Origin of the sequence: Polynucleobacter sp. UK-Kesae-W10 (genome assembly GCF_018881575.1) — a bacterium.
GTDB lineage: Bacteria > Pseudomonadota > Gammaproteobacteria > Burkholderiales > Burkholderiaceae > Polynucleobacter.
Genome location: NZ_JACVQB010000006.1, coordinates 23,338 through 44,529, shown reverse-complemented (window position 1 = coordinate 44,529; position 21,192 = coordinate 23,338). Strand labels below are relative to the sequence as shown.

General features: G+C 47.9%; 15 protein-coding genes. 11 read left to right on the top strand and 4 right to left on the bottom strand.

Going from position 1 to position 21,192, the window contains the following annotated elements:
• Positions 1-32: 32 nt before the first annotated feature.
• Positions 33-1,043 carry a heat-inducible transcriptional repressor HrcA gene (gene hrcA, locus ICN24_RS09225; RefSeq protein WP_216223278.1) on the bottom strand — a complete coding sequence of 337 codons (1,011 nt, stop codon included), beginning with the start codon at positions 1,041-1,043 and terminating at the stop codon, positions 33-35.
• A gap of 37 nt (positions 1,044-1,080) precedes the next feature.
• Between hrcA and ICN24_RS09220 the strand changes: the two genes are divergently transcribed.
• On the top strand, positions 1,081-1,986 hold the full coding sequence (locus ICN24_RS09220; protein ID WP_216223277.1) for an NAD kinase: 906 nt from the start codon (positions 1,081-1,083) through the stop codon (positions 1,984-1,986).
• A 26-nt stretch (positions 1,987-2,012) separates the two neighbouring features.
• Complete coding sequence (recN, locus tag ICN24_RS09215) at positions 2,013-3,683, top strand: DNA repair protein RecN (RefSeq protein WP_216223276.1); 1,671 nt, start codon at positions 2,013-2,015, stop codon at positions 3,681-3,683.
• Positions 3,684-3,695: 12 nt separating this feature from the next.
• Here recN and glnE read toward each other — a convergent pair whose 3' ends face one another.
• Complete coding sequence (glnE, locus tag ICN24_RS09210; RefSeq protein ID WP_216223275.1) at positions 3,696-6,497, bottom strand: bifunctional [glutamate--ammonia ligase]-adenylyl-L-tyrosine phosphorylase/[glutamate--ammonia-ligase] adenylyltransferase; 2,802 nt, start codon at positions 6,495-6,497, stop codon at positions 3,696-3,698.
• Positions 6,498-6,575: 78 nt separating this feature from the next.
• Here glnE and ICN24_RS09205 point away from each other — a divergent pair, with 78 nt between their 5' ends.
• Genes ICN24_RS09205 through ICN24_RS09190 form a run of 4 tightly spaced genes read left to right on the top strand, consistent with a single transcriptional unit; the run spans position 6,576 to position 14,183 of the window.
• Positions 6,576-10,673, top strand: a complete 4,098-nt coding sequence (locus ICN24_RS09205; RefSeq protein WP_216223274.1) for a YhdP family protein — start codon at positions 6,576-6,578, stop codon at positions 10,671-10,673.
• Between the two features lie 6 nt (positions 10,674-10,679).
• Positions 10,680-11,513 (top strand): carbon-nitrogen hydrolase family protein, encoded by an 834-nt coding sequence (locus tag ICN24_RS09200; protein WP_216223273.1) that lies wholly within the window; start codon positions 10,680-10,682, stop codon positions 11,511-11,513.
• A gap of 24 nt (positions 11,514-11,537) precedes the next feature.
• The gene (tldD, locus tag ICN24_RS09195; RefSeq protein ID WP_255532638.1) at positions 11,538-13,028 is read left to right on the top strand and encodes a metalloprotease TldD; all 1,491 of its coding nucleotides are present in this window, start codon (positions 11,538-11,540) and stop codon (positions 13,026-13,028) included.
• 30 nt (positions 13,029-13,058) lie between these two features.
• The gene (locus ICN24_RS09190; protein ID WP_216223271.1) at positions 13,059-14,183 is read left to right on the top strand and encodes a 3-deoxy-7-phosphoheptulonate synthase; all 1,125 of its coding nucleotides are present in this window, start codon (positions 13,059-13,061) and stop codon (positions 14,181-14,183) included.
• Between the two features lie 40 nt (positions 14,184-14,223).
• Here the strand turns inward: ICN24_RS09190 and ICN24_RS09185 are convergent, their stop codons facing one another.
• Positions 14,224-14,793: a cob(I)yrinic acid a,c-diamide adenosyltransferase gene (locus tag ICN24_RS09185; protein ID WP_216223268.1), complete on the bottom strand. Its 570-nt coding sequence runs from the start codon at positions 14,791-14,793 to the stop codon at positions 14,224-14,226.
• A gap of 42 nt (positions 14,794-14,835) precedes the next feature.
• Here ICN24_RS09185 and ICN24_RS09180 point away from each other — a divergent pair, with 42 nt between their 5' ends.
• From ICN24_RS09180 to proC, 5 genes are read left to right on the top strand one after another with little or no spacing between them, the layout of a single operon-like run.
• Complete coding sequence (locus ICN24_RS09180) at positions 14,836-16,326, top strand: FAD-linked oxidase C-terminal domain-containing protein (protein ID WP_216223670.1); 1,491 nt, start codon at positions 14,836-14,838, stop codon at positions 16,324-16,326.
• Positions 16,326-17,471, top strand: a complete 1,146-nt coding sequence (gene glcE / locus ICN24_RS09175) for a glycolate oxidase subunit GlcE (protein WP_216223266.1) — start codon at positions 16,326-16,328, stop codon at positions 17,469-17,471. Before ICN24_RS09180 ends, glcE begins: the two co-directional genes overlap by 1 nt.
• An 8-nt stretch (positions 17,472-17,479) precedes the next feature.
• Positions 17,480-18,757 (top strand): glycolate oxidase subunit GlcF, encoded by a 1,278-nt coding sequence (glcF, locus tag ICN24_RS09170; RefSeq protein WP_216223257.1) that lies wholly within the window; start codon positions 17,480-17,482, stop codon positions 18,755-18,757.
• The gene (locus ICN24_RS09165) at positions 18,754-19,479 is read left to right on the top strand and encodes a YggS family pyridoxal phosphate-dependent enzyme (RefSeq protein WP_216223256.1); all 726 of its coding nucleotides are present in this window, start codon (positions 18,754-18,756) and stop codon (positions 19,477-19,479) included. Before glcF ends, ICN24_RS09165 begins: the two co-directional genes overlap by 4 nt.
• Positions 19,476-20,327, top strand: a complete 852-nt coding sequence (gene proC, locus ICN24_RS09160; RefSeq protein WP_216223249.1) for a pyrroline-5-carboxylate reductase — start codon at positions 19,476-19,478, stop codon at positions 20,325-20,327. The genes ICN24_RS09165 and proC overlap by 4 nt, the downstream gene beginning before the upstream one ends.
• Position 20,328: 1 nt before the next feature.
• On the opposite strand, the gene ubiA is transcribed toward proC, so the two are convergent.
• Entirely contained in the window at positions 20,329-21,192 is an 864-nt protein-coding gene (gene ubiA / locus ICN24_RS09155) for a 4-hydroxybenzoate octaprenyltransferase (RefSeq protein WP_216223243.1), read from the bottom strand.

Below are 21,192 nucleotides of genomic sequence, written 5' to 3'. Positions count from 1 at the left end.
GTCTCGTTAGATATATAAATAGAAGTGTTCGCTTAAGAACTCAAGGCGCCAGACAATAACTTGGAAGTAATGTCGACAATCGGGATCACCCGGTCATAAGCCATACGGGTTGGGCCTATCACGCCCAAGGTGCCCACAATTTGCCCATCCACACTGTATGGGGCACTAATGACTGCTAAATCTTCGTACGGCAATAAATCACTTTCACCGCCGATAAAAATTTGAATGCCATCAGCATGACTCGAGACATCTAGCAGTTGCATGAGAACAGATTTTTGCTCAAGCATGTCAAACATCTTGCGTAACTTATCAAGATTAGAACTTAAGTCGCCTACATTCAATAAACGACGTTCACCTGATAGCACCATATCGCCACCACTCAAGTCGTAATCGGCGACGCCACTTTGCAATGCAAGCGCCATCAAACCAGAAATATCGCTACGCAAATTATCTAAATCAGACTTCAGGTGCTGGCGCACTTGCTCGAAACTTTTTCCAGCAAATTGAGTATTAATAAAATTGCCTGCCTCGATGAGCTGACTTGGGGTGTAATCTTGTGTAGTAGGCAAAATTCGGTTCTGCACATCCCCCTCCGGGGTCACCATAATGAGCAAAATCTTTCCCTCCCCAAGGCGCAAGAACTCAATGTGCTTAAACACCTGGGCACGCTTGGGAGTCATCACCACACCGGCAAAATGGGTCAAATTCGACAAAATCTGCGCCGCGGAGTTCAAAACGCGCTGTGGCGAGTCTGGAAGCAAGCCTTTTTCGACCTCCCGGGCAGCCATCTCCTCAAGCGGGCGCACAGTCACCATCGTATCGACAAACAAGCGATAGCCCCTGGGAGTCGGAATTCGCCCCGCAGAGGTGTGTGGACTAGTCACCAAACCCATATCCTCCAAGTCGGCCATGACATTACGGATCGTGGCTGCAGAGAGGTCTAGACCTGAGAAACGCGAAAGGGTGCGCGAGCCAATAGGCTGGCCCTCCTCGATATAGCGCTCGATGAGAGTTTTAAGTAAGGCGCGGGAACGTTCATCCATGGTGGAAGGGATTTTATGCCTATGGTTTAATCGTCATATGTTAAGCCCATCCCCAAATTCTTCCAAGAAGACCTTTAGCCGGGTGGCGCTCGTCGGCAAATTCCATGCCGATGGCATTGTCGAGCACCTAAAAGATCTCGCCAAGCTGGTTTCAGGACTAGGTTGCGAGGTATTTATTGAGGCTGAAACTGCCAATCACTTTCAGTTGACCGACTACCCCACCAAAACCGCCGATGACTTTGCAGGCGCTATTGACCTAGTCGTGGTTTTAGGTGGCGACGGCACGATGCTAGGAATTGGTCGCCAACTTGCAGGCAGCAATGTGCCACTAGTGGGTATCAATATGGGTCGTCTAGGCTACATGACGGATATTCCCATTCAGTCAGTGCAAGCAACCCTAGCAAAAATTATTGCCGGTGAGTACGAAGCCGATACCCGCACACTGCTCGATGCAGTTGTTCTGCGTGATGGCAAAGTCATTAATCGCGCCTTGGCACTCAATGATGTTGTAGTGAACCGCTCTGGGATTTCTGGAATGGTTGAACTTGCGGTCCATGTGAATGGATCTTTCATGTACAACCAGCGCTCTGATGGTTTGATTGTGTCGACACCGACAGGATCAACCGCCTATGCACTATCCGCTGGTGGCCCGATCTTACATCCCCATGTTGCTGGTATTTTGCTGGTGCCCATCGCACCGCACTCACTTTCTAACCGCCCGATTGTCTTGCCTCAAGACAGCGTCACAGTGATCGAAGTGGTCAATGGACTTGAAGTGATCGTCAATTTTGATATGCAATCTCAAACCGATTTGCAAGCTGGTGACAAAATTGAAGTACGTCAATCTGATAAAACGATTGCCCTGCTCCACCCCAACAATCACAGCGACTACAAAACTTTGCGTGAGAAGTTGCATTGGAATGAATATCCATCGACATTTTGATGTCGAGTTCTTTGCTACGCTAATACATGCTTCAAACTATCTCCCTTCGTGACTTTGTCATTGTTGATCAGCTTGAGCTCGATTTTGCTAGCGGCTTTACCGTTCTCACTGGCGAGACTGGTGCCGGCAAATCCATACTGCTTGATGCATTGGGCTTAGTGCTTGGTGAGCGCGCTGATAGCAGCCAGATTCGTGAAGGAAGTACTCGAGCAGAAATTTCTGCGCTCTTTCGGATTGATGATGAGCTAACCATCTCTTTTGGTCACTGGCTAGATGCCCAGGGATTTCCAGCCGAAGATGATGGCAAAAGTCTACTACTTAAAAGAACTATCGAAAGCAACGGTCGCAGCCGAGCCTTTATTAACGGTAGTGTTGCAACGCTTGCCCAGTTGCGAGAAGCAGGTGACCAGCTAGTCGATATTCATGGGCAGCACGCCCACCAGCTGCTTCTTAAAGGCGGTGCGCAACGTGAGCTACTCGATCGCCATGCAGGACTTCTACCCTTGGCAGCCGATGTTGCCTCGCACTTTAAGACCCTGAACGATTCTCGTCGTCGCTTAGAACAAGCAGAAAATGCCGGCCAGGATATTGAGCGAGAGCGAGAGCGTCTGCAATGGCAATTTGAAGAGTTGACTGAGCTCTCCCCGCAAGAGGGTGAATGGGCTCACATTCAAGGTGAGCATGCAAGATTAGCTAACGGCGCTAAATTGATTGGCGGCTGCCAAGAAGCCATTGAGATCTTGAGTGACGCCGACAACTCTTTGGAGTCCACCCTATCTAAAGTCTGCGGCAGCATTGGCGCCTTAGCCGAGCATGATCCGGCCTTAAGCAGCATCAGCGAATCTCTTGAGAGCGCTCAGATCCAGTTAGACGAAGCCATTCATGGTCTCAATCGTTACCTTCAAAAAATCGATTTAGACCCTGCGCGTCTGGCACAGGTAGAGGAGCGCATGCAAGCGCTCCATAGCGCTTCCAGAAAATATCGCGCTGAAACTGATGCGCTTCCGAAACTCTTGACTGATACCGCTGAGCGTTTAGAGGCTTTGACTGCCTCGCAAAATATTGAGGCCCTGCGAGAAAAAGTAAAAGGGGAAGAAGCTGCCTATCTCAAACTCGCCAAGCAACTGACGCATAAGCGCAGTAAAGCTGCGGCTGATCTGGGCAAACTAGTCACTGATGCGATGCAAGATTTATCCATGGCTGGGGGTCGCCTTGAAATTGCCCTCGTTCCTCTAGCAGAAGGCGGATCGCACGGCCTTGAACAAGTCGAATTTTTAGTTGCTGGTCATGCCGGTAGTACACCACGCTCTCTTGCAAAAGTTGCCTCTGGCGGAGAGCTTGCGCGCATTAGCCTAGCGATTAGCGTGATCACCAGCAAAGCCTCCTTTACGCCAACTTTGATATTTGATGAAGTGGATGCAGGTATTGGTGGTGCCGTAGCCGAGACTGTTGGCAAGCTATTACATCAACTAGGTCAATCCCATCAAATTCTCTGTGTAACCCATTTGCCGCAAGTTGCCGCACAAGGCAATCATCACCTCAAGGTCAGCAAATCCCAAAGCGCAGAAAAGACGGTCTCTCAAGTACAAGCTCTGGGACGCACAGAGCGTGTAGAGGAAGTTGCCCGCATGCTCGGTGGCGCCACTATCACCGACACTACGCGTCGACATGCACGTGAACTTCTGGAACAACAGTAAGTCTGCTCGCTCTTAAAGACTCGATGGGGCTTGAAAGATTTCTTGCCAAACTAAAATAACGGCACTTCGAGCGGCCTCAAGCTCTAACTCACCCTCGAGATGAACGCGCGTTTTTTCAGCGCCATCTAAACGCAGACGATGTTGTCGCGCCCGTAAAAGTCGATAAGCATCAGCAAGCTTCTGAGCATCCTGAACCCTAATCAGTCCCACTTCGCCTGCAATTCGCAGTAGAGCGATGTTGCCGAGATTACCAATTAATTGGGGGAATTGATGCGCATAGGCTAAGACTAAAAATTGGACTAGAAATTCAATATCCACCATACCACCCGCATCATGCTTTAAATCAAAACCTTCATTGAGATTGGGATGACCATCATGAACCTTGCGACGCATCTCTAAAATTTCTAAGCGTAAGGTTTCGATATTGCGCTGCTGACTCAATACCTCTGAGCGAACTGCATCAAACTCTTTGCCGACCGATGGACTTCCCGCACAAAAACGGGCGCGCGTTAAAGCCTGATGCTCCCAAACCCAAGCAGCGTTATCGCCTTCGCGTAACTGATACTTTTTAAAAGCGTCAGCATTGGTGACCAAAAAACCAGCTGATCCATTGGGGCGCAGGCGAGTATCAATCTCAAATAGACTGCCAGTAGAGGTAAATGCGGTTAACCAATTAATCATGCGCTTGGCCAATAAGGCATAAATTTCCTGCGCTGCGTAATCATTTTCAGGCGCCTGATATAGAAATACCAAATCCAAATCAGATGCGTAGCCCAATTCTTTGCCGCCTAACTTGCCATAGGCGATGACTGCGAATGGAGCTACCGCATCCTTGGGAAGTCCGTATTTCTGCGCGATGCCAGGCCAAACCCGCTCAAATGTTGTCTGCAAGATTAGATCAGCTAACGCAGATAAATGGTCGCTTACCTTTTCTACCGACAAGGCATCTTCTAACCCGATTCCCAAATCAGCCAAGAGCGTAATGAAGGTTTCGGTATGGTGAGTAACACGCAAAATATCCATTGCCTGCTCAGAACCATCCCCTTCAGACATGACATCATCTAAGCGCACATTCAGATTAGCCTTCACTTCACGCCAGTACCCTTCAGGCTGTTCAATTAATGTGCGCTCGGTGCGCGAGTTCAATAAATAATCTAATAAGTGAGGGTGCAAGGCCAGGTATTGCGCACCCCATTGAGAAGCTCTTAGTAAGGCCAACACATTAAATAAGGCCTTGGGGTATTCCGCCAGGATCGATAGATATGCGCTGCGACGTGCGATCGACTCCAATAGATCAAAGAAGCGTAAAAGTGTTTTATCAGCCTCACTCGCATCACCCTCTTCTGACAAAATACCTGCGGCATTGCGCATTAAATTATTCAAAATTAGACTACTTTTTTCTGGCAACTGTTTTGCCTTAGGACTTTGTGCCCAGGTTTGCCAGCGAATGAGGGACTGCGGGAATATCTGCGGATCAGGACCCCAATCCTCTGCGATAGGGGCAAGCTCAAGACGCTCTTGATCATCCAAGAGAAATGCTTTTTCAAATAACTGCGCTACATGATTTTGATGTGAGCCCAACTTCTCCAGAAAAGCCTTTACATCTGGAAAGCCCATCGACTCAGCAAGTCGTACGCGGGCTTCAACATCCTCCGGCAGGTAGTGCGTCTGCTGATCATCCCAGGCTTGAATACGATGCTCTAGGCGCCTCAAAAAAATATAGGCTTCATCTAACGAATCAATTTGTGCCGCAGGCAAAATTCCACGCTGCTTCATTAAACCGAGGACCTGTAGAGTAGGCTTCGTTCTGAATCGGGGATCTGTGCCTCCGCGCATCAGTTGAAACATTTGCGCCAAGAACTCAATCTCCCGAATACCTCCACGCCCTAGCTTGATGTCATGCGAACGGCCCTGATGTTGCGAGGAACGCTTTTCAGCCTCTCGCTGAATCTGAGCATGCAAATCCCGAATAGAGGCAATCACCCCGTAATCTAAATGGCGACGATAAACAAATGGGCGAATTAATTGTTCAAGCGCTTTCTCACAATGTTCATAATCTGCTGAGCCAGGTAGTGGTGCAATTAATCTACCCTTAATCCAAGCGTAGCGCTCCCACTCCCTACCCTGCACCACCAAATACTCTTCCAACATGTCTAAGCTACAAACCAAAGGCCCAGAGTCTCCATTGGGTCGCAAACGCATATCTACGCGAAATACGAAACCATTGGCATCATGCTCGGATAAGCATCGTATGAGACGCTGCCCCATGCGCGTAAACCACTCATGATTGGAGAGCGTTTTAGGGCCACCCCGCGTCTCACCTTCGTGCTCATACAAAAATATCAAATCAATATCCGAAGACAGATTTAACTCCAGACCACCCAACTTACCCATACCGACAACCATGAGCGGCATTTCAGTGTTAGTAGAGCTGCTCCATGGCAAGCCAAACCGGTTTTGCAAATCAGAGCGAATAAATGCGATCGCCTTGGCCACTGCCAACTGAGCAAAATGACTCAAGCTATGGGTGACCTCTTCTAGGCTTGCCATTCCGTTGAGATCGCGAAAGGCAATCCAGAGCATCAAACGTTGCCGTGCAAGCCTCAAGGCGGCCATAAATTCGGCCTCATCTTGGTTGCCGTCTGCCTCAATTTTTTTATCAAGCTCTAGCAAGGCCCGGATAGCAGGCAAGTCGATTTTTTGCTGCCCACAGGATCTCAGCCACTCAAGCCATTCCGGCTTGGCTTGCAGCCAACGTCTAGCGTAATTAGAGTGGCGCCCTAAGAACTCCATTTGCCTAGAAAAATCATCCATACCCCCATCTTAATACCCACCCCATATTCACCCCCAGAAGCTTGGCGAGCAGGGTAAGGGTGACGGATAATAGCGCTCATGCTGCAAAAAATCATTCCGCCTCGCCTCAAGAGCGTATTTGCAAAACGTCCTCCAGGTTCGAGTAGGGCTTGGCGCAAACGCACCTTGATATTAAGCGGAGTAGTGGCGGTCCTTTTTTTGATTGGCCACCTAGGTATTCGTTATGTAGTTTGGCCCCAGCTCGAAAAATCCAAAGCCTCTGTTGAAAAACTGATTAGCGCCCGTATTGGCGCAAATGTTTCCATCGATGAACTCAAAGTTTCCTGGACGGGAATGCGACCCGCATTCGAAATTGACGGCTTGCGCTTTAATAGCAATGAAAAATCTAAGCCGCTACTAGTCGTCAATAAGATTTTTGGTGAATTAAGCTGGAAATCTTTCTACCATCTGGCACCATATTTTTATGAGATCCATTTTGAGGGCGCTCAAATATATGCTCAACGAAACACAAAAGGGGTCATCACAATTGCGGGGGTCTCGATCGATGGTGATACCAATGACTTTTCTGCAGAAAACTGGCTCTTCGCACAAAACTCCATTGACGCTAAAGATGTGACATTTTTTTGGGATGATCAGCTCAATAAAAAACCGCTGACCTCCATTGAAATTCTGCGCCTCTCTCTTGATAGCGGCCTTCGTCGTCATGAGGGATCGTTGACCGCTATTACCCCATGGACGAAGGGCCCCACCGAAATTCAAGTCAATTTTGTACCCCACCTTGGTGGCCAAGCTGGTAATTGGCGCGACTGGATCGGTACGCTCTCCTGGAATCTGCACGACTTAGACCTCAAGTTGATTGCAAGAGAATTTGATCTCAATATCAACACACTCGAAGGAGTGCTGAGCTCTCATGGCAAGCTGAAGATTGACAATGCTCAGCCAGATGGCGGTGAGTTTTTTATTGCTGCAGATAATCTCGTTGTTCAAACTAGCAAAGCTGAAGATGCAATTGCATTGGGTCGTCTCGAGGCCAATTTAAGCCAAGAAACGAATGATGGCTTAATTGCAATCACGACCAAAACATTTGCCTGGCGCGATATGGATAGCCCCAAATCTGCCCCGCTAGAAAACTTAAGCCCGATGACATTCCGTTGGCGTCCTCCAGGAGCAGATGGAGAGATTAAAGAATTTGGCTTCTCTTCACCAAAAATTTCAGTAGATGATGTGGCCCTGTTTGCCCTCAATCTTCCGCTCTCTAAAAAAGTCCATCAATGGATTAAGGCCTCACAAGCTCAAGGTGAACTAGAAGATTTGGATATTCATTGGTCAGAGAGTAAATCCCCCTTATCTGCCCTGAAGATTCCAGGAGGCTGGTTTAAGTCTAATAAGCTCGACTTTAATGTCAGCGCCAAGTTAATCAATTTGAGCTTTGTTGGTATCAACAAAAGTATGCCCTCCGTAAGCAATCTTTCTGGATACGTGTCCAGCAGTCAGAATGAAGGTAGCTTTTCTCTTAACGCCAACAACCTCGGTCTTGAGATTCATGAATTTTTAGAGGATCCAAAGATCCAACTTGATCGCGCAAATGGGCAAATTAGCTGGGTAAAGCAAGGTGGTAAATGGGTCATTAGCACCAAGAAGTTAGCCTTAAGCAATCCTGAAATCACTACAAACTTGAGTTTGAAGTACATCATCGGCGATATAAATGAAGCCGACTTCATGGCGCTTGACATGACGTTTGACCAAGCCAAACTTAAAACTGCCTATCGTTATTTACCAGTCGGCATGGGTAAGGATGCTCGTGTTTATCTCAGCAAGGCATTTGAAGCGGGAACCATTCAGAACGGTCAGCTACACGTTAAAGGCGACCCCAATCAAGTGCCGTTTCCCAAACCAGGCCAGGGTGAATTCACTCTTAACCTGCCTGTGCGCGGGGCCTCCTTTAGTCCCGTACCAATATTGCCCGCCAACCAGGGAACTTGGTCTACCTTTACAGGTGTAAATGGCGCTGTCGCTATGAACAATGCGAGCTTTACAGTAGACATCACTGATGCTAGTTACAAGCAGGTTGCACTCACTAGCTTCCACGCTGAAATACCCAATGTCAGCGCAAACCAACTAACCCTCTCTGTGAATGGCAAAGCCCAAGGTCAGGCAGAGCAAATGATGGAGTACTTTTACGCCTCGCCTTCAGGAAAAATTCAAGGAAAACTGGAGCGTCAACTGCGTGTCAGTGGCCCTGTCGATATGACGCTTGGGCTCAAGGTGCCCCTCTCTGGTTCAGCCGATACCAATGTTGATATTCGCCTTACGCTACCAGGTAACAAAGCAGAATGGGCCAGCCTCCCACCATTTGAAAATCTCAAAGGCAACATCCGGATTACCGAAACCAATCCAGAATTTGAAAATGTCTCAGCAAACTTCTTGGGTGGCTCAATTAAAGTGACTAGCGCCAACCAAGAAGGCGCTCATCAAAACTTTAATATCGTTGGCGATGTTCAGGCGAACTTTCTAAAACAATATTTTGACGGCGCCTCTAACTCCAAAGTAAGCCGCATTCTCAATGGAATGAATGGCTCGGTTAAATATGATGGCAATATCGCCTTTAATAAATTGGGTAGCGACTTAAACCTGAAATTAGATTTAATGCATTTATCCAGTGCTGCCCCAGCGCCCGCCAAGAAACTCATGGGCACTCAATTGACTGGTCAATTTAATCTCAAATCTTTTCCAAACAACAAATCCAATCCCAATCGCCTTACTTGGAGTGGAAAAATTGGGGAGTTGTACTCCCTACAAGGCGCGCTTGGAAACGATGATATTTTGCGCTTTGGATTTGGGGTTGGAACTACTCCCAATAGCACTCAGCCAGGCTTTAGCTTTAGCCTGGTTAGCAATGAATTGAATCTTGATGCTTGGCTTGATTTCATCGGCAGCCAAAAATCAGACCGCATGAAAGAAGTTGAGAAAGATTTGGGCAACATTCAAATCAGTGCTCAAGTTAAAAAATTAACGGCCTTTGAGCGTGTCTGGCAGGATATCAATCTGTCTGCTACCAATAGGAAGAATGGGTGGGACATGCGTTTGTCATCGCAGCAAGCTGCTGGACAAATTCAACTTCAAGAGCCCACTCAATCCCAAACGAGCGGCTTAATCTCTGGCCGTCTCTCGAAGCTGAAGGTTCCGGATATTGCCACCACCCCTGGGGCTAGTACGACTCCGATAAGCAAAACCACGTTAAACCTCAATTCCATCCCAAGCCTGGATTTAACGGTAGATGATTTCTCATTTTCAAAAGCGCAGCTTGGTCAACTGAAAATCAAAACCAAAACGGAGGATAACGTTCTCAAGATTGAGTCACTCCAAACTACCAACCCCCAAGGCACCACAGCGATTAATGGTCAATGGGCTGGCGGTAGCAAAAACACAGTGGACCACAGCACGATCAATATTGACATGGACATTAAAGATGCTGGCCACATCATTGCCCATTGGAGCCCACAAAAGTCGGTTGAGGGCGGGCAGGGAAAGCTAACTGCAAACGTCGAGTGGGATGGATCTCCCTTTGCCCCAAAATATGACACGCTCAATGGCAAAGTAAATCTGAGTCTTGTTAAGGGTCGTCTATTGGAAGTTAACACCAGCGGCGCCAAGATTCTGGATGTTCTCAGCTTGCAAAGCTTGTTTAGATTTGCCACTCTTGATCTGCAAGGAAGCTTAGGCAATATTGTGACCAAAGGCACCCCTTTTAACGCAATCAATGCGTCATTTGATATTACGAGCGGAGTTGCCCAAACCAAGCAGTTCAATATGAACCTAGATCAAGCTAGGGTTGCAATGAGCGGTCAAATTAATTTGCCTAAACAAACCCAAGATCTTCGCATCACTATTTTCCCAACGATCGATGCCACTGCGGGTTCACTCGCTGCTTTTGCCATCAACCCCATCGTTGGTTTGGGCGCCCTTGTAGGCCAATATCTCATCAGCAATCAAATTAACCGTAGCCTGCAGTCAGATTACCTGGTGCAAGGATCTTGGGAGAATCCCGAGGTCATTCCGCTCGATCAAAAAGGGCAACCGATTGACTCTAAAACCCTGGATACTATTCGAAGCAAAGATTTACTCAAAGAGCAAACCAAGCCCGATTCAAATAACACCAGTAAAACACCCAGCTAATTTCTTATGAGCATACCTGCCAGCACAGCGGAACTTAAGATTGCCTCCATTCAGATGATCTCTACTCCTAGCGTTCAGGAGAACCTCGATACCGCAGGACAATTAATTCAAGCCGCTGCAAACGATGGCGCTAAAGTCATCGTTCTGCCAGAGTATTTTTGCCTGATGGGCTTAAAAGATAAAGACAAGGTGCTGGCAAGAGAAAAATTTGGGGATGGGCCAATCCAAAACCAACTATCGCAATTAGCAAAAGAGCATCAGATCTATTTAGTAGCAGGGACAATTCCTCTGGAGGCTGATGATCCCAATAAGGTTCTTAATACCACTCTGGTATTTGACCCGCTTGGCAAGCAAATGGCTCGCTACGACAAGATTCATCTGTTTGGGTTTCAAACCCAAACTGAGCGCTATCAAGAATCGGAGACGATTGAAGCAGGGGATACACCAGGCATTCTCAAGATCAGACTCTTGGATCAAGAGTGGATTTTTGGATTAAGTATTTGCTATGACTTGCGCTTTCCTGAGCTTTATCGTGCGCTAGGCACAGTGGATTGCCACATCATCCCTGCGGCATTTACCTACACCACCGGCAAAGCCCATTGGGAAATTTTGTTACGCGCTCGCGCCATCGAAAACCAGTGCTATGTACTCTCCTCCGCTCAGGGAGGCCTCCATCCAAACCAACGCCGCACCTGGGGTCATAGCATGCTGATCGATCCCTGGGGAGAGATATTGGCAGATCTTCCTGAAGGATCAGGGTTTATCTCTGGGGTATTAAGCAAAAATAAATTAAACGAGGTACGCTCTCAGTTACCAGCACTTGCACATCGTAAGCTTTAATTACCGAAAGATCTGCCTAAACACATGAATGCACCAGAAGCACTATTTCCCGCTAATTGGACCAAAGCCAAAAAGCAGGCAGACTTAATCAAACTAGCTAAATCCATTCTGCTTGAGCCTACCGGACTATCCGAGCAGGATTTACATCGCACTTTTGGCAATATGTTTGCGCATCAACTAGATGATGCGGATTTATATTTTCAACATACCCGTAGCGAAAGCTGGAGCCTTGAAGAAGGCATCGTTAAATCCGGTAGTTTTAATATTGATCAAGGCGTTGGCGTGCGCGCAATCTATGGCGACAAAACTGCTTTTGCGTATTCAGATGAAATTAATTTAGAAGCCTTAAGTAAGGCCGCAAAAGCGACCCGCGTCATTGGCCCTCAGGGCGGAAAACAGGCCTTAGCCAGCAAACTATTTAACCCGCTATCCAATAAGCTGTACTCCGATATCAATCCACTAGATTCTTTGCAGCCAAAAGAAAAAATTGCTTTACTCGAAAGCATCGAACGCCGCGCAAAAGCCCGTGACCCTCGCATCATTCAAGTGATGGCGAGCTTAGCAGGCGAATTTGACGTTGTCTTGGTAGCCAGAGCTGATGGTCTACTGGCAGCAGATATTCGACCGCTGGTACGCGTTTCTGTCCATGTGATTGCAGAACAAAATGGGCGTCGCGAATCCGGCTCATCTGGTGGTGGTGCTCGTCATGACTATTTGTACTTTGATGCAGAGCTCATCAATCGTTATGTAGATGAGGCAGTCGATGGCGCTTTAGTAAACCTTGAATCCCGTCCAGCCCCTGCCGGACCGATGACGGTTGTGATGGGTCCTGGCTGGCCTGGCGTTCTACTACATGAAGCAGTTGGTCATGGACTCGAAGGCGACTTCAATCGCAAAGGCTCCTCTGCATTTGCGGGTCGCATTGGCCAACGGGTTGCTGCTAAAGGCGTCACAGTAGTGGACGACGGTACCCTATCTGGACGTAGAGGCTCACTCAATATTGATGACGAAGGCACACCCACTCAGTGCACTACGCTCATAGAAGATGGAATTCTGAAGGGCTATATTCAAGATAGTCTGAATGCGCGTCTCATGAAAATGCCATTAACCGGCAATGGACGTCGCGAGAGTTTTGCATCTTTACCAATGCCCAGGATGACCAACACCTATATGTTGGCTGGTAAGGATGATCCCCAAGAAATCGTGGCAAGCATCAAACGTGGGCTCTACGCTGTTAATTTTGGTGGCGGCCAAGTAGATATCACCAGCGGAAAATTTGTCTTTTCTGCGTCAGAGGCTTACTGGGTTGAAAACGGAAAAATTCAATACCCAGTCAAAGGAGCCACCATTATTGGCAGCGGCCCCGAATCCTTAAAACAGGTCTCCATGATCGGAAACGACCTTAAATTAGATGGTGGAATTGGGGTTTGTGGCAAGGAAGGTCAAAGCGTACCTGTTGGGGTTGGACAGCCCACTTTAAGGATTGACAGCCTTACCGTCGGTGGAACTGTCTGATTTTGTTCAAATACGGCTTAAAATAGCCGTATGAGCCAACAAAATACGAATCCCGCAAATTGGTACTCCGCCGTTGATAAAACGTCGGACACTGACGATCAACGCATTGACAAGATTGCTGTTCTGCCACCTCCAGAGCACCTCATTCGCTTCTTTCCAATCTCTGGAACCCCAACCGAAGCGCTGATCAGCAAAACTCGCAAAAAAATTCGCGACATCATTCATGGAAAAGATGATCGCTTGCTTGTCATTATTGGACCTTGCTCCATTCACGATCCAAGAGCAGCCCTTGAATATTGCCAACGACTCTTAGCTGAACGCGAGCGTTTTGCAGGAGAGCTAGAAATTGTTATGCGCGTCTATTTTGAAAAGCCTCGCACAACCGTCGGTTGGAAAGGTTTAATTAATGACCCATACCTTGATGAGTCCTATCGCATTGAAGAAGGCCTCCGCCTTGCTCGCCAAGTACTGATGGAAATCAATCGTCTTGGCATGCCAGCCGGCAGTGAATTCTTAGATGTCATTTCTCCGCAATACATTGCTGACCTCATTTCATGGGGTGCAATTGGAGCACGTACAACAGAGAGCCAAGTTCACCGTGAGCTTGCCTCAGGTTTATCCGCGCCGATTGGATTTAAAAATGGTACCGATGGCAATATCAAGATTGCCACTGATGCGATTCAAGCAGCTGGTCGCCCCCACCACTTTTTATCCGTTCATAAGAATGGTCAAGTATCCGTTGTCGAAACCAAAGGCAACAAAGACTGTCATGTTATTTTGCGCGGCGGTAAAGAGCCAAATTATGAAGCCAAATTTGTACAGGCAGCTTGCGCTGAGCTTGAAGCAGCCAAGCTTCCAGCCAGCCTGATGGTTGATTTATCACACGCCAACTCCAGCAAGAAACATGAGCGTCAGATTATTGTGGCCGATGATGTTGCACAACAAATTGAAGCTGGCTCACATCAAATCTTTGGTGTCATGGTTGAGAGTCACCTCAACGATGGCGCACAGAAATTTACCCCTGGAAAAGATGATCCTAGCAAGCTTGAGTACGGCAAAAGCATTACCGATGCCTGCATTAACTGGGATGATTCAGTGAAAGTGCTAGAACGTCTTGCAACTGCAGTGAAAAAACGCAGAGGTCAAAAAAAATAATTTGTGAGAATACCCACAAGCAGATCTAAAAGAGACTAATTTATTTAGTCTCTTTTTTTTCGTGCTTCCAAAGAACATCTGTTCCACCGGCTGCGCGATTTAAAACACGGGCCAGAACAAATAACAGATCTGATAAACGGTTGACGTATTGGCGCGGAGCATCATATAAAGGTTCTTCCCAACCTAAGCGCACGATTGAGCGTTCTGCTCTTCTGCAAACTGTGCGGCAAACATGTGCTTGGGCTGCAGCGCGAGTACCGCCTGGAAGAATAAATTCGGTTAATGGGGGCAGAGTCTGGTTATATTTTTCGAGCCAAATATCGAGCTGGGCAACATGCTCAGGATTGAGCAACTTGTAATTGGGAATACACAACTCACCACCCAAGTCGAATAAATCATGCTGAATTTGTAAAAACAGGGTTTTAAGCTCGCCAGCAATACTTTCGGGAATATCTTCTGTCATTAAGACGCCGATTTCTGAATTGAGCTCATCGACATCACCCATGGCACAAATACGCAAATGGTCCTTCTCGACGCGACTGCCGTCTCCAAGACCCGTCATCCCGGCATCACCCGTTCTAGTGGCGATTTTTGATAGTCGATTTCCCATGAGCTTAATTATAGGTAAATGGCTAAAATGATTGTTATGAATATGGTGACCCCGCCCCCCGATTTGGCCGCTATTAGCGCTCTTCAATCAAAATTGGTTGCGGCCCTGCGCCCCATCCTCCCGGAACATGCCCTACTTTGGGAGCCGGAAGACACTATTCCCTATGAATGTGATGGTTTGGCAGCCTATCGCCGCATGCCTTTAGCTGTTGCCTTACCTGAAACAGAGGCTCAGGTTGCCCAAATCCTCAAAATTTGCTTTGAGATGAAAATTCCCGTGGTGCCGCGTGGATCTGGCACCGGATTATCTGGTGGTGCCATGCCATTGTCCCAAGGCCTCGTTCTCTCGCTCGCCAAGCTGAAAAAGATTCTGAGTATCGACCCCTTTACTCGCACTGCTGTTGTTCAGCCTGGGGTTCGCAATCTAGCAATCTCTGAAGCAGTCGGTCACTTGGGTTTGTATTACGCACCAGATCCTTCATCCCAAATAGCTTGCTCTATTGGCGGCAATGTAAATGAAAATTCTGGTGGCGTACATTGTTTGAAATATGGCTTAACACTCCACAATGTCTTGCGTGTTCGTGGTGTGCTCATGAATGGAGAGATCGTTGAGTTCGGCAGTCTTGCGCCTGATTCCCCTGGTTTGGATTTGCTTGCGATCATGATGGGTAGCGAAGGCATGTTGGCAGTTGTGACTGAGGTCACTGTTAAGCTCGTAGCCAAGCCCAAATTAGCACGCGTCATTATGGCAAGCTTTGACGACATTGAAAAAGGTGGCAATGCTGTTGCTGCCATTATTGCTGCCGGCATTATTCCAGCAGGCCTGGAGATGATGGATAAAGCTACTACTCGCGCTGTTGAAGAGTTTGTTCATGCAGGCTATGACTTAGAAGCCGAAGCTATCCTACTTTGCGAGTCTGACGGGACGCCAGAAGAAGTTGCAGAAGAAATCGAGCGCATGACAAAAGTTCTAGAAGAGTCTGGTGCTAGTGGTATTCGCATTTCGAAAGATGAGTCTGAGCGTCTGAAGTTTTGGAGTGGTCGTAAAAATGCATTCCCTGCGGCTGGGCGACTTGCTGCAGACTACTACTGTATGGATGGTACTATTCCACGTCGTCACATTGCCACCCTCCTCAAACGCATTCAGGGGATGGAAAAGAAATATGGCCTAGGCTGCTTGAATGTCTTTCATGCAGGTGATGGCAATATGCACCCGCTGATCTTATTTAACGGCGCTGATCAAGATGAATGGCATCGCGCAGAAGAGTTTGGTACCGAAATTCTAGAGGCTTGCGTTGAATTAGGCGGTACCATCACAGGCGAGCATGGCGTAGGTATTGAAAAGATTAACTCTATGTGTGTTCAATTTGGCGAAGGTGAGCGTGAATCTTTCTGGGGAGTTAAAGCTGCATTTGATCCAGAAAAACTTCTAAACCCAGATAAGGCGATTCCGACCTTGAACCGCTGCGCTGAATATGGACGTATGCGTATCAGCGGCGGCAATCTGCCTCATCCAGAATTGGAGCGCTTCTAATGAGTCTCTCCAGCCCACAAATTAATGCTTTCCGCGAACAGATCCTGGCCGCAGCTAAGAACAAAACATCGCTTTCAATTGAAGGTGGCGGCACCAAGTCTTGGTACGGCAACTCCAATACATTTGAAAAACTTAACACTCGCAGCTATTCAGGCATCTTGGAATACCAACCAGAAGAATTGGTTATTACCGCTTGTGCTGGAACACCACTCCAGGAAATTGAAGCGGCTCTCAAAGAAAAAAATCAGGTGCTCGCATTTGAGCCGCCGCATTTTGGCGCGCAAGCGACTTTTGGTGGCGCTATTGCCGCAGGGCTCGCCGGCCCCGGACGCATCAGCGTCGGCAACTTCCGTGATTTTGTCTTGGGCGCACGCATCCTGGACGGCAAAGGCCGGGACCTTTCTTTCGGCGGCAAAGTCATGAAGAATGTTGCTGGTTATGACGTATCTCGCTTGCTGCCAGGATCCATGGGAACGCTCTCACTCCTACTAGAAGCGTCTGTAAAGGTTTTGCCAAAGCCTGCTGCCAGCGCTACTTTGCGCTGCCAAATCAGCCAAGAAAAAGCATTAAAGATATTGAACGAATGGGCAGGCCAGCCTTTACCGCTATCAGCCAGCTGCTGGGTTGGTACGGAAAAAATGGGGGATGATGAACTCACTATTCGCCTTGCTGGCGCTGCTGCTGCTGTAAAGGCAGCGATTCCTCTGATGAGTTCATTAGTAGGCGCACATGAAATTGCGCCAGAAGAGGCAGAACAATTTTGGAATGATTTGCGCGAACAAAGGCTTGCCTCATTTACGAATCTTGCTGCTGATCAAACTTTGTATCGCCTAGCTCTACCAGCAGCCTGCGGGCCCCTCGTCGTCCCCAACAGCAGCAATGAGTTGGTATTAGAGTGGCACGGTCAACAGCGCTGGATAAAAGCGGCTGGTGATGAAGTAACTTTTACTGCAATCAAAAAACTGGTGAATAGCCACGGCGGCCACGTCACCCGCTTTAGACAGGGTGCTGATGTCAATCCTGCATTTGAGCGCTTTACTCTGTTAAGTGAGCAAGCCCACTCAACAGCACTCGTTGCCATTCAGGAGCGCCTCAGATCCGCCTTTGATCCAGCCGGTGTATTTGCCACTAAACGTCTTCCATAAGTATTTCTATGCAAACTCAACTCGCCCCTCAATTCGCCAATACACCCGAAGGTATAGAGGCAGCCCGTATTTTGGGCAAATGCGTTCATTGTGGTTTCTGTACTGCCACCTGCCCCACCTACCAACTACTGGGCGATGAACTCGATGGCCCTCGTGGTCGCATCTACCTCATCAAGCAAATGGCTGAAGGCCAGGCGCCGACTGAAAAAACACGGCTTCACTTAGATCGCTGTCTCACTTGCCGCAATTGCGAAAGCACCTGTCCGAGCGGAGTGCAATACGGCAATCTCGTGGACATTGGTCGTAAATGGGCTGAAGAAAATACGCCAGTGCGGCCACTTGCCCAACGCCTCACTCGCTGGGCTCTGAAAGAGGGGCTGACTACACCAGCACTCTTTAATTCAGCCATGGCCTTAGGACGCTTAGTGCGCCCACTCATGCCAAGCAGCATTCAGCGCAAGATCCCGCTTACTAAAAATAAAGCCTTAAATCAAAGCACGAATCCCCATGCACGGCCTAACACTGCGCATGCTCGCAAAATGCTCATCCTTGAGGGGTGCGTACAACCAGGAATGTTGCCCAATATCAACTCTGCATCCGCAAGAGTTTTAGATGCTCTCAAGATTCAACTGATTAGCGCACCTAATGCAAGCTGCTGTGGTGCACTGCGCTATCACCTCAATGATCAAGCCGGAGGCTTAGACAATGCCAAGCAAAATATTGATGCTTGGTGGCCACTGATTGAAAGTGGAGTTGAGGCAATTGTGATGACGGCATCGGGTTGCGGCGTCATGGTGAAAGATTATGGTCATTTACTTGCAAATGACCCTGCATATGCCACTAAGGCTCAAAAGATTTCAGAGCTCACTAAAGACATCGCTGAAATTCTTCCTACTTTGCAAGATGAATTAATCGCGCTCATCGGCTCCGACCAAAAGCCTGGCGTTGTTTACCATCCTCCTTGCACCCTGCAGCACGGACAACAAATTCGCGGCAAGGTTGAGGGCCTGCTTTCTAGTATTGGTATTGGCGTACGCTTATGTAATGACAGTCATTTATGCTGTGGTTCTGCTGGCACTTATTCAGTGACACAGCCTGAGCTTTCAGAGCAATTGCGTAAAAATAAATTGGCCCATTTGAATGCGGCTTGCGAAGAATCTGGTGCCGAAGTCATTGTTTCTGGAAATATTGGCTGCATTACCCATCTCCAACAAGAAGATACTCCGGTACTCCATTGGATTGAGATCGTAGATCAGCTCATCCACAATCCAGCACGGGCTCAATGAACCCTATTATTGTTAATCTCATTCAGGTTAGAGAGCGCATCGAGTTAGCAGCCATTGCTGCTCAGCGCGAACCTGAGGATATTGAACTCTTAGCAGTCAGCAAAACTTTTCCCGCCTCTGCGATTGAAGAGGCTATGCATGCTGGACAATCTGCCTTTGGCGAAAATTATGTTCAAGAGGCAGTTGCAAAAATTGTACAACTGGAAAAATTACGCCCTTGGTTGATATGGCATTTCATTGGTCCTTTGCAAAGCAACAAAACAAGGGATGTGGCGGAGCACTTTGACTGGGTGCACAGTATTGATCGCCTCAAAATCGCAGAACGCCTATCTGCCCAACGAGGGGAGTTTCCGAGTCTCGGACCCTTGCAAGTTTGCGTACAAGTCAATGTGAGCGAAGAGGATAGCAAAAGCGGAGTCCCTCTTCACGAGACAGAGGCGCTATGTGACGCCATCAGCAAACTCCCGAATCTCGTTCTGAGGGGCGTCATGGCAATACCCGCCCCCAACCCTGACCCTCAGATTCAAAACCAAGCTTTTGCTGCTGTTCGGGAGTGCTTTGCACATATACAAGCAAAGCACTTTAGCGATCCTGGCTACCAGTTCTTTGACACCTTATCCATGGGAATGTCAGATGATTTAGAAGCGGCGATTGCCCAAGGAAGCACGATGGTTCGTGTTGGCACAGCGATTTTTGGGAAGCGCGATAAGATTACTGCATGAGCACATACAACAACGCACACATTACCTTTATCGGCGGCGGCAATATGGGGCGCGCCCTCATCAGCGGCCTCCTTGCTAACGGCTTTGAACCGAATCAAATTTCTGTTGTTGAGGCAAATGCATCAACTGCATTAAAGCTATATGAAGATTTTGGCGTACAAGGCATTGGTGCCTTGGAGCAAATTGCCTTTGACTTTAGCAAAAATAATGTCGTAGTGATGGCTATCAAACCGCAAGACTTTAATGTTGTTGCCAAAGGTCTAGCAGCCAAACTGAAACACGCTACAGCGCCCGGACCATTGATTTTGAGTATTGCTGCCGGTATTCGTCTTAAGGATATGAGTCGCTGGCTAGACCACACTCGTTGCGTACGCGCTATGCCCAATACGCCAGCATTAATTGGCAAGGGCATTACTGGCTTGTTTGCCGATAGCGCAGTTGATTCATCTGACCGCGCACTTGCAGAAACAATTTGTAATGCGGTAGGTCAAGCTGTTTGGGTATCTGAGGAGAAGCTCATGGATGCCGTCACAGCAGTTTCCGGAAGTGGTCCTGCTTATGTCTTCGCCTTTTTAGAAGCCATGCAATCAGCAGGTGAGAAGCTGGGTTTAGATGCACAAACTGCCCGTAAATTAGCTTATGCAACCCTTGAGGGCGCAACGCAGTTAGCCCATAACTCGGATGAGCAGGCGGGTGTTTTACGCGAACGCGTTACCTCAAAAGGCGGCACCACTGCTGCGGCACTCGAGGTTATGAAACAACACGGCTGGCATGAAATTCTAGAGAAGGCAATTGATGCTGCCAGTCAGCGTGGCAAAGCAATGGGTGATGAATTAGGCCAGAGCTAAATTAGTTCAGACTTAGACCCAAGACGATTCCTAAAAATAAAAATCCGCCTAACCAGTTGTTGTGGCGAAAAGCCAAAAAGCACTCTTCACGACCTCTGGTGGATACTAGTTTGAGATGGTAGATCGCGCAGGCCAAGGCAGCAATCCAACCCACTAGAAAATAGTTACTGAGCTGCGCCAAATGAGCCACCCAGAGCTGGCTAACAAAAAGGATCCCGTAGCTTGCTGCAATCGCTAAGACGTCAAATCGACCAAAAGTAATTGCCGAGGTTCGTAAACCTAAACGCAAATCATCCTCTCGATCAACCATGGCATAGGCAGTGTCATAAGCGATCGCCCAAAAAATATTTCCGATAAATAAGACCCATGCCTCTAGGGGAATAAAGTTCAAAATAGCAGCGTAGGCCATGGGAATACCAAAACCAAAGGCAATTCCCAGAATAGCTTGCGGAATTGCAAAGAAGCGCTTGGTAAAGGGGTATATAAAAGCTACCAATAAAGCAAAGACAGAGAGTTCTTTAGTAAATAGATTCAAAGGCCAAATCAATAAGAAGGCAATCAGGGCCAGGCCAGCAGCCACCGCCACAGCTTCTTTGCCAGAAATCTTGCCGCTAGTCACTGGACGCCCTTTTGTTCTTTGCACATAACGATCAAAGTCGCGATCTGCATAATCGTTGATGGCACATCCTGCACTACGCATTAAAAAGGTCCCCACAACAAAAATACATAAGATACCTAGATCTGGCATACCTGAACTAGCCAGCCATAAAGCCCATAACGTAGGCCATAAGAGTAAGAGTGTTCCAATTGGCTTATCTAAACGGATGAGATAAGCATAAGAAGTAAGGCGCTCACGAACAGTCAT

Coding starts and splice junctions, on each gene's coding strand:
- glcF (WP_216223257.1), top strand. CDS start 17,480: ATGCAAACTCAACTCGCCCCTCAATTCGCCAATACACCCGAAGGTATA.
- ICN24_RS09220 (WP_216223277.1), top strand. CDS start 1,081: ATGTTAAGCCCATCCCCAAATTCTTCCAAGAAGACCTTTAGCCGGGTG.
- ICN24_RS09180 (WP_216223670.1), top strand. CDS start 14,836: ATGGTGACCCCGCCCCCCGATTTGGCCGCTATTAGCGCTCTTCAATCA.
- tldD (WP_255532638.1), top strand. CDS start 11,538: ATGAATGCACCAGAAGCACTATTTCCCGCTAATTGGACCAAAGCCAAA.
- ubiA (WP_216223243.1), bottom strand. CDS start 21,192: ATGACTGTTCGTGAGCGCCTTACTTCTTATGCTTATCTCATCCGTTTA.
- ICN24_RS09185 (WP_216223268.1), bottom strand. CDS start 14,793: ATGGGAAATCGACTATCAAAAATCGCCACTAGAACGGGTGATGCCGGG.
- ICN24_RS09190 (WP_216223271.1), top strand. CDS start 13,059: ATGAGCCAACAAAATACGAATCCCGCAAATTGGTACTCCGCCGTTGAT.
- ICN24_RS09165 (WP_216223256.1), top strand. CDS start 18,754: ATGAACCCTATTATTGTTAATCTCATTCAGGTTAGAGAGCGCATCGAG.
- glcE (WP_216223266.1), top strand. CDS start 16,326: ATGAGTCTCTCCAGCCCACAAATTAATGCTTTCCGCGAACAGATCCTG.
- proC (WP_216223249.1), top strand. CDS start 19,476: ATGAGCACATACAACAACGCACACATTACCTTTATCGGCGGCGGCAAT.
- ICN24_RS09205 (WP_216223274.1), top strand. CDS start 6,576: ATGCTGCAAAAAATCATTCCGCCTCGCCTCAAGAGCGTATTTGCAAAA.
- hrcA (WP_216223278.1), bottom strand. CDS start 1,043: ATGGATGAACGTTCCCGCGCCTTACTTAAAACTCTCATCGAGCGCTAT.
- glnE (WP_216223275.1), bottom strand. CDS start 6,497: ATGGATGATTTTTCTAGGCAAATGGAGTTCTTAGGGCGCCACTCTAAT.
- ICN24_RS09200 (WP_216223273.1), top strand. CDS start 10,680: ATGAGCATACCTGCCAGCACAGCGGAACTTAAGATTGCCTCCATTCAG.
- recN (WP_216223276.1), top strand. CDS start 2,013: ATGCTTCAAACTATCTCCCTTCGTGACTTTGTCATTGTTGATCAGCTT.